General features: G+C 66.5%; 15 protein-coding genes. 12 read left to right on the top strand and 3 right to left on the bottom strand.

The window, feature by feature from the left end:
- Positions 1-10 precede the first annotated feature (10 nt).
- The 8 genes from panD (at position 11) to M3330_RS09430 (ending at position 9,099) form a co-directional block, all read left to right on the top strand.
- A complete protein-coding gene (gene panD, locus M3330_RS09465; protein ID WP_006550510.1) occupies positions 11-448 on the top strand; it encodes an aspartate 1-decarboxylase in 438 nt (145 codons plus the stop codon).
- A gap of 2 nt (positions 449-450) precedes the next feature.
- Positions 451-1,284 (top strand): type III pantothenate kinase, encoded by an 834-nt coding sequence (locus M3330_RS09460; RefSeq protein WP_255028559.1) that lies wholly within the window; start codon positions 451-453, stop codon positions 1,282-1,284.
- A 93-nt stretch (positions 1,285-1,377) separates the two neighbouring features.
- Positions 1,378-1,863 (top strand): rhodanese-like domain-containing protein, encoded by a 486-nt coding sequence (locus tag M3330_RS09455; RefSeq protein ID WP_247848434.1) that lies wholly within the window; start codon positions 1,378-1,380, stop codon positions 1,861-1,863.
- Between the two features lie 98 nt (positions 1,864-1,961).
- The gene (lysS, locus tag M3330_RS09450) at positions 1,962-3,428 is read left to right on the top strand and encodes a lysine--tRNA ligase (RefSeq protein ID WP_232333457.1); all 1,467 of its coding nucleotides are present in this window, start codon (positions 1,962-1,964) and stop codon (positions 3,426-3,428) included.
- Positions 3,429-3,523: 95 nt separating this feature from the next.
- The gene (locus M3330_RS09445) at positions 3,524-3,883 is read left to right on the top strand and encodes an Lsr2 family protein (RefSeq protein ID WP_006550504.1); all 360 of its coding nucleotides are present in this window, start codon (positions 3,524-3,526) and stop codon (positions 3,881-3,883) included.
- Between the two features lie 149 nt (positions 3,884-4,032).
- Positions 4,033-5,463 carry a phospholipase D-like domain-containing protein gene (locus M3330_RS09440; RefSeq protein ID WP_255028558.1) on the top strand — a complete coding sequence of 477 codons (1,431 nt, stop codon included), beginning with the start codon at positions 4,033-4,035 and terminating at the stop codon, positions 5,461-5,463.
- Between the two features lie 269 nt (positions 5,464-5,732).
- Positions 5,733-8,276: an ATP-dependent Clp protease ATP-binding subunit gene (locus M3330_RS09435; RefSeq protein WP_006550502.1), complete on the top strand. Its 2,544-nt coding sequence runs from the start codon at positions 5,733-5,735 to the stop codon at positions 8,274-8,276.
- Positions 8,277-8,454: 178 nt separating this feature from the next.
- A complete protein-coding gene (locus M3330_RS09430; protein ID WP_006550501.1) occupies positions 8,455-9,099 on the top strand; it encodes an MBL fold metallo-hydrolase in 645 nt (214 codons plus the stop codon).
- Between the two features lie 62 nt (positions 9,100-9,161).
- Here the strand turns inward: M3330_RS09430 and M3330_RS09425 are convergent, their stop codons facing one another.
- Positions 9,162-9,788 (bottom strand): TetR/AcrR family transcriptional regulator, encoded by a 627-nt coding sequence (locus M3330_RS09425; RefSeq protein WP_024102849.1) that lies wholly within the window; start codon positions 9,786-9,788, stop codon positions 9,162-9,164.
- A gap of 190 nt (positions 9,789-9,978) precedes the next feature.
- Here M3330_RS09425 and M3330_RS09420 point away from each other — a divergent pair, with 190 nt between their 5' ends.
- The 3 genes from M3330_RS09420 to M3330_RS09410 all read left to right on the top strand — a co-directional run bounded on the left by M3330_RS09420 (position 9,979) and on the right by M3330_RS09410 (position 11,642).
- Positions 9,979-10,323 carry a hypothetical protein gene (locus M3330_RS09420; protein ID WP_219129872.1) on the top strand — a complete coding sequence of 115 codons (345 nt, stop codon included), beginning with the start codon at positions 9,979-9,981 and terminating at the stop codon, positions 10,321-10,323.
- A 132-nt stretch (positions 10,324-10,455) separates the two neighbouring features.
- Positions 10,456-10,896, top strand: a complete 441-nt coding sequence (locus M3330_RS09415; protein WP_006550498.1) for an OsmC family protein — start codon at positions 10,456-10,458, stop codon at positions 10,894-10,896.
- Between the two features lie 59 nt (positions 10,897-10,955).
- Entirely contained in the window at positions 10,956-11,642 is a 687-nt protein-coding gene (locus M3330_RS09410; RefSeq protein WP_024102852.1) for a DsbA family protein, read from the top strand.
- Here the strand turns inward: M3330_RS09410 and M3330_RS09405 are convergent.
- On the bottom strand, positions 11,632-12,162 hold the full coding sequence (locus M3330_RS09405) for a DUF1990 family protein (RefSeq protein WP_219129873.1): 531 nt from the start codon (positions 12,160-12,162) through the stop codon (positions 11,632-11,634). The genes M3330_RS09410 and M3330_RS09405 overlap by 11 nt on opposite strands.
- A gap of 1 nt (position 12,163) precedes the next feature.
- Positions 12,164-12,469, bottom strand: a complete 306-nt coding sequence (locus tag M3330_RS09400) for an antibiotic biosynthesis monooxygenase (protein ID WP_006550495.1) — start codon at positions 12,467-12,469, stop codon at positions 12,164-12,166.
- Between the two features lie 33 nt (positions 12,470-12,502).
- Here M3330_RS09400 and M3330_RS09395 point away from each other — a divergent pair, with 33 nt between their 5' ends.
- Entirely contained in the window at positions 12,503-13,261 is a 759-nt protein-coding gene (locus M3330_RS09395) for an alpha/beta fold hydrolase (RefSeq protein WP_006550494.1), read from the top strand.
- The last annotated feature ends 85 nt before the right edge of the window (positions 13,262-13,346 follow it).

The raw sequence follows: 13,346 nt of genomic DNA, 5'->3' as shown, positions 1-13,346 counted from the left end.
GAGGACGAGCATGTTCCGCACCATGATGAAGTCGAAGATCCACCGCGCCACCGTCACCCACGCGGATCTGCATTATGTCGGTTCGGTGACCGTCGACCAGGATCTGATGGACGCCGCGGATCTGCTCGAGGGCGAGCAGGTCTGCATCGTCGACATCGACAACGGCGCCCGGCTCGAGACGTACGTCATCGCCGGTGAGCGTGGATCGGGCGTCATCGGGATCAACGGTGCCGCAGCACGTCTCGTCAGCCCCGGCGATCTCGTCATCCTCATCGCCTACGGCGTGATGAACGAGCAGGAGTGCAAGGACTACGACCCGCGCGTGGTGTTCGTCGACGCCGACAACCGCCAGGTCGAGCTCGGCAACGATCCCGCTCACGCTCCCGAGGGCTCGGGCCTGATCACGCCGCGGATGCTGTCGACTCTCGACTCCCCGTCCCTGGTCTAGAGGTGCTCCTCACCGTCGACGTCCGCAACACCAATATCGTCCTGGGGGTGTTCGCGGGCAGCGGCTCGCACGCGCGGCTGCTGCGCGACTGGCGCGTCCGTACCGACCCCAGGATGACCGCCGACGAGATCGCCCTGCTGTTCCGCGGTCTGCTCGGCGAATCCGCCGAGCAGGTCACCGGGGTGGCGGCGTTGTCGACCGTGCCGTCGGTGCTACGTGAGCTGCGCGTCATGCTCGACCGCTACTGGTCGTCGGTGCCGCACGTGGTGGTGGAGCCGGGGGTGCGCACGGGAGTGCCGCTGCTCGTGGACAACCCGAAGGAGGTCGGCGCCGACCGCATCGTCAACAGTCTGGCGGCCTACCACTTCTACGGATCCCCGTGCATCGTCGTGGATTTCGGGACCTCCACGTGCGTCGACGTCGTGTCGGGCAAGGGGGAGTTCCTCGGCGGGTCCATCGCTCCGGGTGTGGAGATCTCGATGGATGCGCTGGCGTCGCGGTCGGCGGCGCTGAGGAAGGTCGAATTGCTCCGTCCCCGAGGTGCTCTGGGAAAGAACACCGTCGAGTGCATGCAGTCGGGAGCCGTCTTCGGGTTCGCCGGGATGGTCGACGGCATCGTGCGGCGGATCTGCGCCGAGGTGCCCGGTTTCGACGGTGACGACGTGGCCGTCATCGGCACCGGCGACAGTGCGCCGCTGATCATGCCGGAGTCGCGCACTCTCGAGCACCACGAGCCGGATCTGACCCTCGAGGGACTGCGTCTGGTGTACGAGCGGAACCAGGTGAGACGAGCGGCACGCGGAACTGCGGGTTCCGCTGAGCGTCATTCTGTGTAAAGATGTTCCTCGTGATCCGTTGCATGAGCACCCAGGAGTGTTGTCGAGGCTGACCGCCGCCTCGACCGATAACACATTCCTGGGAGTTTTCTCATGCGCGCTGCGCTTCTTTCCACCACTTCTGTTTCCACCGCTGCTCCGGTTGCCGCTTCTACGGTTACCGCTACTGCTCCGGTCGCCTTCCACCGGCTCGCCGTCGAGCGCACGTACCCCACCGAACTGTCCGCAGCGGTCGCCCGCGGCGCCGTCGTCGTCGACATCCGCTCGAACGCCGAACGTGCCGCTCAGGGAACACTTCCCGGTGCACTGGCCATCTCCGCCGATCTCGTCGCCGAGCGACTCGATCCGAGCGGCCCGGGCCGTCTCGCCCTCGCCGTCGACCGCGACGTCGAGTGGATCCTCGTCTCGTCCGACGGCGCGAGCTCGCACGGTGTGGTCACCGAACTGCACGCGCAGGGTCTGCGCCGGGTCACCCACCTCGTCGGAGGCTACGACGCCATCCGCGCGGCCCGCCTGATCGGCGCAGTCGCCGAGGCCCAGCACGTCGCGCAGGACGTGGCGCGGGTCACCGCTCACTGAAAGCGCGCATCTGCAGGAATAGTGACCTCGGGTGTCCGATAGTCTGGTTACCCGTGAGTGATGCCACCGTTCAGCAGCCCGACGACACCCCCGAGCAGATGCGGGTTCGCCGCGAGAAGCGCGAACGGCTCCTGGCACAGGGTTCGGAGGCCTATCCCGTCGAGATCCCGCGCACCCATACGCTCGCGGAGATCCGCGCCGAGTATCCCGACCTCGAGCCCGACACCGCCACCGGCACCGTCGTGGGCGTTGCCGGCCGCGTGATGTTCTCGCGCAACACCGGCAAGCTGTGCTTCGCGACGTTGCAGGAGGGCGACGGCACCCAGCTGCAGGTCATGCTCAGCCTCGCCGGCGTCGGCGAGGAGGCGCTCGCCGCCTGGAAGTCCGAGGTCGACCTCGGCGACATCGTGTTCGTGCACGGCGAGGTCATCAGCTCCCGTCGCGGTGAGCTCAGCGTCATGGCCGACTCGTGGACCATGGCGTCGAAGGCGCTGCGTCCGCTGCCGGTCGCGCACAAGGAGATGAACGAAGAGGCGCGGGTGCGTCAGCGCTACGTCGACCTCATCGTGCGTCCCGAAGCACGTCGCAATGCACGCATGCGTGTCGCGGTGGTGCGCGAGCTGCGCAACGCGCTCGAGCGTCGCGGCTTCCTCGAGGTCGAGACGCCCATGCTGCAGACCCTGCACGGCGGTGCGGCGGCCCGCCCGTTCGTGACGCACTCGAACGCACTCGACATCGATCTGTACCTGCGTATCGCGCCGGAACTGTTCCTCAAGCGCTGCGTCGTCGGCGGTATCGAGAAGGTCTTCGAGATCAACCGCAATTTCCGTAACGAGGGTGCCGACTCGACGCACTCGCCGGAATTCTCGATGCTCGAAACGTACGAGGCGTACGGAACCTACGATGATTCGGCGCGGATGATCCGCGAGATCATCCAGGAGGTCGCGTTCGGGGTCTTCGGCACCCATGTGGTGACGCTCGCCGACGGTACGGAATACGACTTCGGGGGTGAATGGAAAACTCTCGAAATGTATCCCTCGCTGTCCGAGGCGATCGGCACGGACGTGACCCCCGACACCACACTGGAGGAATTGACGGCTCTCGCGGATCGTGTCGGTCTGGAGATTCCCGAGGGCAAGGGCTGGGGTCACGGCAAGCTCGTCGAGGAGCTCTGGGAGCACATGTGCGGCGACCAGCTGCACGAGCCGACCTTCGTGCGTGATTTCCCCGTGGAGACGTCGCCGTTGACACGCGATCACCGCACGGTGCGCGGGGTCACCGAGAAATGGGATCTGTACGTCCGAGGTTTCGAACTCGCCACGGGTTACTCGGAACTCGTCGATCCGGTGATCCAGCGCGAGCGTTTCGTCGACCAGGCGCGTCTGGCCTCGGAAGGGGACGACGAGGCAATGGCTCTCGACGAGGACTTCCTCGCCGCGATGGAACAGGGAATGCCGCCGACCACCGGTACCGGAATGGGAATCGACCGTCTGTTGATGGCACTTACCGGTCTGGGAATCCGCGAAACAATCCTGTTCCCGATTGTTCGACCGAACACCCGTTAATCGGATTTCGCCGCTCCATATTGCGATGCGTTAATCGGCGGGTAGTGTGGTGCCCGTCCCGCGGGGGGAAGCGCATTTGAGAGGATTTACACCACATGGCGAAAAAAGTCACTGTCACCCTGATCGACGATGTGGATCAGGAGTCGGCGGCGGACGAATCGGTGGAGTTCGGTCTCGACGGAGTGACGTACGAGATCGACCTTTCCGAGGACAATGCGGCACGGCTGCGCGAGCAGTTGGAATTCTGGATCGAACACGCTCGTAAGGTCGGCGGCCGCAAGCGGAGCAAGACCGCTGCCGGAACTGCGCCGGCTGCGCGCAAGAGCGGATCCGGAAGTGCCGGTCGCGAACAGACGGCCGCTATCCGTGAATGGGCACGGAACAACGATCTGCCGGTGTCGGCCCGTGGCCGAATCTCTGCGGAGATCGTCGAAGCGTACAACAAAGCGCACTGACGAATCCTCGTCCGTGGGGCGTCGTCCATCCGTGGACGGCGCCCCACAGTCGTCGGTGGACGGGTTGGGTTGTGGCACAGTGGCGCCTGTCACACACGTCGATCGTGCGGACGACCCGGCACGATGCGGTCGGGGAGTAGCATCCGCTCATGGCCGAGACCGTGCTCGAACCAGGTTCCACCTGCTGGCGAATTGCGCGAGCGGAGAGGTTGACCTGCATAGTCGACGCCGCCGACTATTTCCGTCACGCCAAGGCGGCGATGCTCCGGGCGGAAAAACGCATCATGCTGATCGGGTGGGATTTCGACACCCGGATCAAGTTCGAACCCGAGGGTGCAACTCTCGAGGGACCGAACAAACTCGGTGAATTCCTCGAATGGCTTCCCGAACGTCGACCCGGTCTCGATATTTATCTGCTCAAGTGGAACATCGGTGCGTTCAGTGCCCTCGCACGCGGAATGACGCCGGTGTTCGTGCTCGATTGGCTCACCGACCCGAGCCTGCACTTCGAAATCGACGGGGCGCATCCCGTGGGCGCGGCGCACCATCAGAAAATTCTCGTCGTCGACGACAGCATCGCTTTCTGTGGCGGTATCGATATGACCGTCGACCGCTGGGACACCCCGGATCATCCGGACCGGAGCAAATACCGGCGGGAGCCGAGCGGTAAACGCTACGGACCGTGGCACGACGTGACGACCGCCGTCGACGGCGACGCCGCGCGGGCCCTCGGTGACCAGGCCCGCGCCCGGTGGAAGGCGGCCACGGGGGAGGAGCTCGATCCCGTGCCGGAGCCGGAGCCGATCTGGCCCGACGATCTCGAGCCGACCCTCCGCGGTGTGGACGTGGGCATCGCGCGCACGCTGCCCGCCTACGACGGGAAGGACGGCGTCCACGAGATCGAGGCGCTGTACCTGTCGGTGATCGAGAAGGCGCGGCACACTCTCTACCTCGAGAGCCAGTACCTCGCTTCGCGCAGGATCGCGGAGGCTCTCGCCGAGCGACTGCAGGAACCGGACGGCCCCGAGATCGTGGTGGTGATCCCACGCAACGCCGACGGCTGGCTCGAACGCAAGGCCATGGACGGTGCCCGGCGGGCCCTGCTGCACATGCTGTGGGAGGCCGACGTGCACGGCCGTTTCGCCGCCTACTATCCCGTCACCGCCGGCGGGGAGTCGATCTACGTGCACGCGAAGGTCGTCGTCATGGACGAGACGTTGCTGCGGATCGGGTCGTCGAACCTGAACAACCGTTCGATGGGCTTCGACACCGAATGCGACCTGGCCATCGAGTCCGCCGAACCCGGGGACGCGGTCGGCCGCGCCGCCGTCGAGCTGCGCAACATCCTGGTGGCGGAACATCTCGACGTCGACCCCGAGGTGATCGCGGAGGCCACGAAGGACGGTGGTTCGCTCATCTCCGTCATCGAACGGTTGCGCGGTCCGGGACGTTCGCTGCGGCCGTTCGAACCGGGTACGGTGTCGGACGAGGACAGTGTCCTCGCAGAAAGTGCTCTGGCCGATCCCGAACGCGCCTCGCGGAGCTTCGGACGCAGGATCGAGCGATTCTTCGCCCGTTGATCCCCACAGCCTCTGTTCGCTTGTGGCGTACAGCTTGCGGAAACGTATCCGCCACGTGCAGCGTTGACTTCTGAAACCGGGTTTTCTCGCCGCCTTCCGAAGGGTAGAGGGAAAGCGAGTCGATACCACGGCCACTAGAGTGTGGAGTGGGAGCTTGGAACCTCTGAAAGGTTCCGACGAACGACTCGAGTGCCGGAGCTTAAGAGCGGCAGCAGGGTGCGGGACGATCGGCGTACCGGACCGGCGGCCGGAGAGTGTGAGGGAGTGCGATGTTCGAAAGGTTCACCGATCGCGCGCGGCGCGTCGTTGTCCTGGCTCAAGAAGAGGCCAGGATGCTCAACCACAACTACATCGGCACGGAGCACATCCTCCTCGGCCTCATCCACGAGGGTGAGGGTGTGGCGGCGAAGTCGCTCGAGTCGTTGGGTATCTCCCTCGAAGGTGTGCGCAGCCAGGTCGAAGAGATCATCGGCCAGGGTCAGCAGGCGCCCTCGGGGCACATTCCCTTCACTCCTCGTGCCAAGAAGGTCCTCGAGCTGAGCCTTCGCGAAGCGCTCCAGCTCGGACACAACTACATCGGTACCGAACACATCCTGCTCGGTCTCATCCGCGAGGGTGAGGGCGTGGCGGCGCAGGTGCTCGTCAAGCTCGGCGCCGACCTCAACCGGGTGCGTCAGCAGGTCATCCAGCTGCTGTCCGGTTACCAGGGCAAGGAGCCCGCAGAATCCGGCACGAGCCGTGGCGAGACCGGCACTCCGTCCACGTCGCTCGTCCTGGACCAGTTCGGCCGCAACCTCACGCAGGCAGCTCTCGAAGGCAAGCTCGACCCGGTCATCGGCCGGGCGAAGGAGATCGAGCGCGTCATGCAGGTGCTGTCGCGTCGTACGAAGAACAACCCGGTGCTCATCGGCGAGCCGGGTGTCGGCAAGACCGCCGTCGTCGAGGGCCTCGCGCAGGCCATCGTCAACGGTGAAGTCCCCGAGACCCTCAAGGACAAGCAGCTCTACACGCTCGACCTGGGCTCGCTCGTCGCCGGCAGCCGTTACCGCGGCGATTTCGAGGAACGCCTGAAGAAGGTCCTCAAGGAGATCAACAGCCGCGGCGACATCATCCTGTTCATCGACGAGCTGCATACGCTCGTCGGTGCCGGTGCTGCCGAGGGCGCGATCGACGCTGCGTCGATCCTCAAGCCCAAGCTCGCCCGCGGTGAGCTGCAGACCATCGGCGCGACGACCCTCGACGAGTACCGCAAGTACATCGAGAAGGACGCCGCTCTCGAGCGCCGCTTCCAGCCGGTGCAGGTCGGGGAGCCGACGGTGGAGCACACCATCGAGATCCTGAAGGGTCTGCGCGACCGCTACGAGGCGCACCACCGCGTCTCGATCACCGACAAGGCGCTCGTCGCGTCGGCCACTCTCGCCGACCGCTACATCAACGACCGCTTCCTGCCGGACAAGGCGATCGACCTCATCGACGAGGCCGGTGCCCGCATGCGCATCCGTCGCATGACCGCGCCGCCGGACCTGCGCGAGTTCGACGACAAGATCGCCGACGCCCGTCGCGAGAAGGAATCGGCGATCGACGCGCAGGACTTCGAGAAGGCCGCGAGCCTGCGCGACAAGGAGAAGCAGCTCGTCGCGCAGCGTGCCGAGCGCGAGAAGCAGTGGCGTGCGGGCGATCTCGACGTCATCGCCGAGGTCGACGAGGAGCAGATCGCCGAGGTCCTCGCCAACTGGACCGGTATCCCGGTGTTCAAGCTCACCGAGGAGGAGACCACGCGTCTGCTCCGCATGGAGGACGAGCTGCACAAGCGGATCATCGGCCAGGAGGACGCCGTCAAGGCCGTCGCCAAGGCGATCCGTCGTACGCGTGCCGGCCTGAAGGACCCGAAGCGTCCGTCCGGTTCGTTCATCTTCGCCGGCCCGTCCGGTGTGGGTAAGACGGAGCTGTCCAAGGCGCTCGCGAACTTCCTGTTCGGCGAGGACGACGCGCTCATCCAGATCGACATGGGCGAGTTCCACGACCGCTTCACCGCGTCGCGCCTGTTCGGTGCTCCTCCCGGCTACGTCGGCTACGAAGAGGGCGGCCAGCTCACCGAGAAGGTGCGCCGCAAGCCGTTCTCCGTGGTTCTGTTCGACGAGATCGAGAAGGCCCACCAGGAGATCTACAACACCCTCCTGCAGGTCCTCGAGGACGGTCGCCTCACCGATGGCCAGGGACGCACGGTCGACTTCAAGAACACCGTGCTGATCTTCACGTCGAACCTGGGCACCGCCGACATCTCGAAGGCCGTGGGGCTCGGCTTCTCGGCCGGAACGGGCGAGGCGTCGAACTACGAGCGGATGAAGAACAAGGTCCACGACGAGCTGAAGAAGCACTTCCGGCCCGAGTTCCTCAACCGTATCGACGACATCATCGTCTTCCACCAGCTCACGCAGGATCAGATCATCCAGATGGTCGACCTGATGGTCGGACGTGTGGAGACGCAGCTGAAGAACAAGGACATGGGTATCGAGCTCACCGAGAAGGCGAAGTCGCTGCTCGCCAAGCGCGGCTTCGACCCGGTGCTCGGCGCACGTCCGCTGCGTCGCACGATCCAGCGCGAGATCGAGGATCAGCTCTCCGAGAAGATCCTGTTCGGCGAGATCGGCGCAGGCCAGATCGTCCTCGTCGACGTCGAGGGCTGGGACGGCGAGGGCGCCGGCGAGAACGCGAAGTTCACGTTCACGCCGAGCGAGAAGCCGGCCGAGGTCCCGGACACCCCGGCGGTCGCGCTGGCCAAGTCCAGCGAGGGCGAGTCCGAAGCCGGATAAGCGTCCGCTGCCTGTGGGAGCGGGCACGTGTTGCTGCCTGTGAGAGCAGGCACCTGCTGTACCGAGAGGGGCGGCACCCGAGAGGGTGTCGCCCCTCCCGTCGTCCGACGCACTTGACCTTCAGTCGGCTCGAGGTTGCACGGTGGTGGTGACCGGACGACGACCAGGAGGTACCGCGATGCGGCAAGTACTGCCCGATCTGTGGGAGACGCAGGAGGACAATCCGTTCCCGGGGCTGAGGACGCACGCCTATCTGTGGACCGGGACGAACAACGTGCTCTTCTACTCGGTCGCGGGTGAGGCCGATTTCGACGAACTGGACCGCCTCGGGGGGATCACCGATCAGTACCTGTCCCACCAGGACGAGGCCGGTCCGATGCTCGGCAGGATCGCCGAGCGCTTCGGGCCGAGACTCCACGCGGCAGCGGCGGAGGCCGACGTGGTCGGCCGGCACGCCCGCATCGACGTCCCGCTGACGGAACGTCATGTGGACGACAACGGGGTGGAGATCGTTCCGACACCCGGGCACACGGTGGGCAGCACCTGCTATCTGGTGCCCGGCGCGGACGGGACCCGCTACCTGTTCACCGGCGACACGCTGTATCGCGGTGCTTCGGGGACGTGGCGGGCCGGCTACATCGAGGGGATGAGCGACGCCCGTGTGCTCGCCGACAGTCTGCGCCTGCTGGCGAAGACGGAACCCGATGTGGTGGTCTCGAGTGCGTTCGCGGGGGAGGCGGGCGTGCATCGGATCGACGCCCGGGAGTGGCCCGCCCACGTCGACCAGGCTCTGAGCGGGTTGTCTGCCGCGGTGCAGGGCTGAGCAGAGATCTTCTTTCCGGCCGATCTGCCCTGCCGCGGGTCGCGGCCGACCTTGCCGCCTGCTTATCTGCCGATGGTCGGCATGTGCGCGGTGAGTGTCGACAGGGTGCTGGCGACGATCTCGGTGAGTTCGTCGGGACGGATGTCGAGCGTGCCGTCGAGCCAGCCGCGGACGAGCTCGACGGCGCCGGCCATGACGACCACCGCACGCAGTTCGGCCTGCCGGGAGTCGAGGCGGGTGCCCACCGCGTCGCTCTGCTTGGCGAGTTCGTCGGCGGCGGACCGGATGAACGCGCTCTTCCGCTCGGCGAGCGGGGGCGCGTCGGAGATGAGGAAGCGACCCTGCTGGGGGTTGCGTTCGACGGCGCCGACGATCGCTCCCACCGCGGCGCGTGCCTTGGCGTGCAGCTCGTCGGGGGCCGCCGCGATGGCGTCGACGGCGCGTTCGAGCAGGGTCGCGCCGAGCTCGTCGTAGGCGGTGGTGACGAGGTCGGTCATGTCGGTGAAGCTTTCGTAGAAGAAGCGCGGGCCGACTCCCGCGGTGGCCGCGACCTTCCGTACCGTCGTCGCCGACCAGCCCTCGTCGGCGACGACGTCTATCACCGCGTTCTGGAGACGCTTGCGGCGTTCGGCGCGCCGGTCGGCCGGGGCGACGCCGCGATACGCGCGGGTGGCTTCGGGCTCGGACACATCGTCGAGTGTGGCACAACACGACCAGACTTCAGGAATCGAACAATTCCGGAATTAAGTGTGTACTAATTGTGGAATCCTCGTCATGGTCGGTCCCCGAATCCGGACGAGGAGGAAACGTGACGATCGATGCATCGTCGACTGCCCACCTGCACGACCGAACCGATCGACTCGCACCGAAGCCGATCCTGTGAGCACCCTCATGGCGTTCACCACCGCCATCGCTTTCCCGGCCAGCTACCCTCTGCGTCTGATCTGGCTGGCGGTCTGGTCGGCGGTCGACCCCGACGACTCGTCCGCCGCTCTCACCGAGGCCGCGCTGTACCCGGTGTGGTTCGCGCGCAACCTCCTACGCGACCGCCTGAATGTCCTGGTGCCCGGAGGCGCCGGACGCGCCGCCCGGCGGGGTCACGCCGAGCGTATGCGGGAGATCGCAGAGGTGAAGCGGCGGCTCGAGGTGCGGCCTCACGAACGGGACGGAGCCGTGCAGTCGATCCGTGAGCGCGACCGCGAACTCAGGGCGCGATCGGCCTGATCCGGACATCAGGAACGCTCTGGCGCGAACGGCCCTCGCCAGCACGACGACTCTGCAAGTGTGGTTCGTGAAGCACTGTCTTCGTGAAGCACTGTCGCATGCAGTGCTGTCGCACCCAGAGAAGGAGAGGTCATGCCCACTCGTACCGCACGGACCGCATGGAACGGGGATCTGCAGAAGGGCTCCGGTCAGGTGGAGCTCACCAGCTCGGGCCGTGGCACGTTCGACGTGTCGTTCCCGAAACGCTCGGCGGAGAACGCGGACGGCACCACCAGCCCCGAGGAGCTCATCGCCGCCGCACACTCGTCGTGCTTCGCGATGCAGTTGTCCGCGCTGATCGCGGAGGCGGGCGGCACGCCGCAGAGCCTCGAGGTCACCGCCGACGTCTCGCTGGGGCCCGATCCGGCGGGCGGATTTCGACTCACCGGAATCCGGTTGAAGGTGCGGGGCGAGGTCGACGGCCTCGACGCCGACGGCTTCGTCAAGGCCGCGGAGGACGCGAAGGCCGGATGCCCTGTGAGCAAGGCACTCACCGGCGTCGAGATCTCCCTGGACGCCGCGCTCGAGAGCTGACGGGTTCGTGGACCGATCGGCCGGGAACAGAGCACGTCAGGGCCGGGTTGTAATCGAATATGAGCATGCCTGACGTACTTCTCCCCACCGCTCACATCGAGATCTGGTCCGACATCGCCTGCCCCTGGTGCTACATCGGCAAGCGGCGCTTCGCGGAGGCCCTCGAGTCCTTCGACGACCGCGACCGGATCGAGGTCACCTGGAGGTCGTACCAGCTCTCGCCCGACACGCCGGTCGGGCGACGGGTCCCCGAGGTGGAGGCGCTCGTCGCGATGAAGGGGATGCCGGCCGAGCAGGTCAGGCAGATGTTCGCGCAGGTCTCGGACACCGCTGCCGACGTTGGACTCGAGATCGACTTCGACAACGTCGTCGCCGCCAACACCTTCGATGCGCACCGACTCGTGCATCTGGCGGGCGACAAGCGCGACGAGGTGCTCGAAGCGTTGTTCCGTGCGCATTTCGTCGACGGCGAGGTGATCGACGATGTGGATGTCCTCGTGAAGGTCGCCGCCGAGGTCGGGCTCGATCCGGAGTCGACGCGCGCGGCGCTCGACGGCGACGATCCCGCCGGTGAAGCGGCGGCCGACGCCGTGACCGCCGATCTCTTCGACGCGCGACGGATCGGCGTGCAGGGGGTGCCGTTCTTCGTGGCCAACCGCGCCGTCGCGGTGTCGGGTGCGCAGCCTGTGGACGTCTTCCGTCAGTTCCTGCGCAGGGCCGTCGACGATGTGACGGTCAAGCTGTGAGTGCCGCGAGATAACGTCGCGCGATCTGCTGCTGGAGCAGGTGCCCGACGGGACCGGCCAGCTTCGTGTACCAGCGAGCGGGGCGGGAGAACGCGAGCACCGTTCCCCGCACCCGTCCGTCCACGGTGCGCTCGACGACGAAGGTCTCCTCGCCGCTGGCGGGATGACCGGGGAGTGTGCCGTAGGTGAACCCGCGTATGTCCGGGGTGTCGACGATCTCGATCACGCGGCACCGCGCCGACGCGCGCACCGGTCCGAGACCGAAGCCGAGATCCACTTCGACGCCGGGTACTGCGAGGGGCGTGCCGGGCGGGATCCGTATGCCCGCGCCGCGGTGCATGTCCCACGAGAACAACTGGGCAGCGGCGACCTCGAACACGGTGTCGCCGCGGCCCAGTTCGCTCTCGACCCTCAGATGTCGATAACCGGAGGGGAGCGGTGCCTCGTCCCGGAAGGCACGCAGGCTCGCTCCCACCTCCGTATAGGTGAACTCACGCCCGGACCCGCCGGACGCGGACATCTCAGGACTTCTTGACGTCGAGGACGACCTCGAACTCGAGCAGCGATGCGCCGGTCGCGACGGGCTTCTTCGCCTCACCCGCGTGGGCAGCACGTGCGTCGCCGTCGCGCCACGCGGCGAAGTCCTCCTCGGACTCCCACTGAGTCACCACGAAGTACCGGTTCTCGCCCGCGGTGGGGCGGAGCAGCTGGAAGCCCAGGAAGCCGGGGGAGTTGTCGACGGTGTGCGCCCGATTGGCGAATCGCTTCTCCAGCTCGGGGCCGGCGCCTTCGGGAACTTCGATTGCGTTGATCTTCACGACTGCCATGCGCGAGAGCCTACTCCGCTAACTTGGTCGATTGTGTTGCACGACGAGGGCGGAACCGGACGACCCATCCTGCTGTTGCACGGTCTCATGGGCAGCGCCCGCACGTGGCGTCGTCACGTGCCGTGGCTGCGCGAACACGGACACGTGTACACCTTCGACGCCGCTGGTCACGGTCGTCCCGCTCCCGACGAACTCACCACCGAGGCGTTCGTCGCCGATCTCGAAACCCATCTCACCGGGATCACCGAACCGCTCGTCGTGATCGGGCATTCGATGGGTGCCCTGCACGCGTGGTGCTTCGCTGCGACCCATCCCGAGCGGGTCACCGCGCTGGTGCTCGAGGACATGGCGCCCGACTTCCGGGGACGCACGGCCGCGAACTGGGCGGCGATGATCGCGCAGTGGCCGCAACCGTTCCCCACCGGGGATGCGGTGTTCGACTTCTTCGGGCCCGTCGCGGGTCGCTACTTCCTCGACTCGTTCGTCCGCCGCGATGACGGCTGGTATCTGCACGGCGAGGTCGAGACCTTCCGCGACATCTCGGAAGAGTGGGGGTCGCGGCACTTCTGGGACGAGTGGAACTCGATCCGCGTGCCCGCGCTGCTGCTCGAAGGCGAGTTCACCATCACCCCCGAGGGGCAGATGCGGCGGATGGTGACGCGACCCGGCACCGACCACGTCCTCGTCGACGGCGCCGGGCATCTCGTGCACGACGACCGGCCCGACGAGTTCCGCACCGCAGTGGAACACTTCCTCACCGCGCACGCACTGTCGGCGAGCCGACTCGAGTAGCACTGTCGGCGAGCCGACTCGAGTAGCACTGTCGGCGAGCCGACTCGAGTAGCACTGTCGGCGAGCCGACTCGAGTAGCACTGTC

The sequence above is a fragment of the Rhodococcus sp. GA1 genome (assembly GCF_024321955.1).
In the GTDB taxonomy this organism is placed as follows: Bacteria; Actinomycetota; Actinomycetes; order Mycobacteriales; family Mycobacteriaceae; genus Rhodococcus; species Rhodococcus pyridinivorans.
This window is presented reverse-complemented; position numbering and strand designations above follow the sequence as displayed.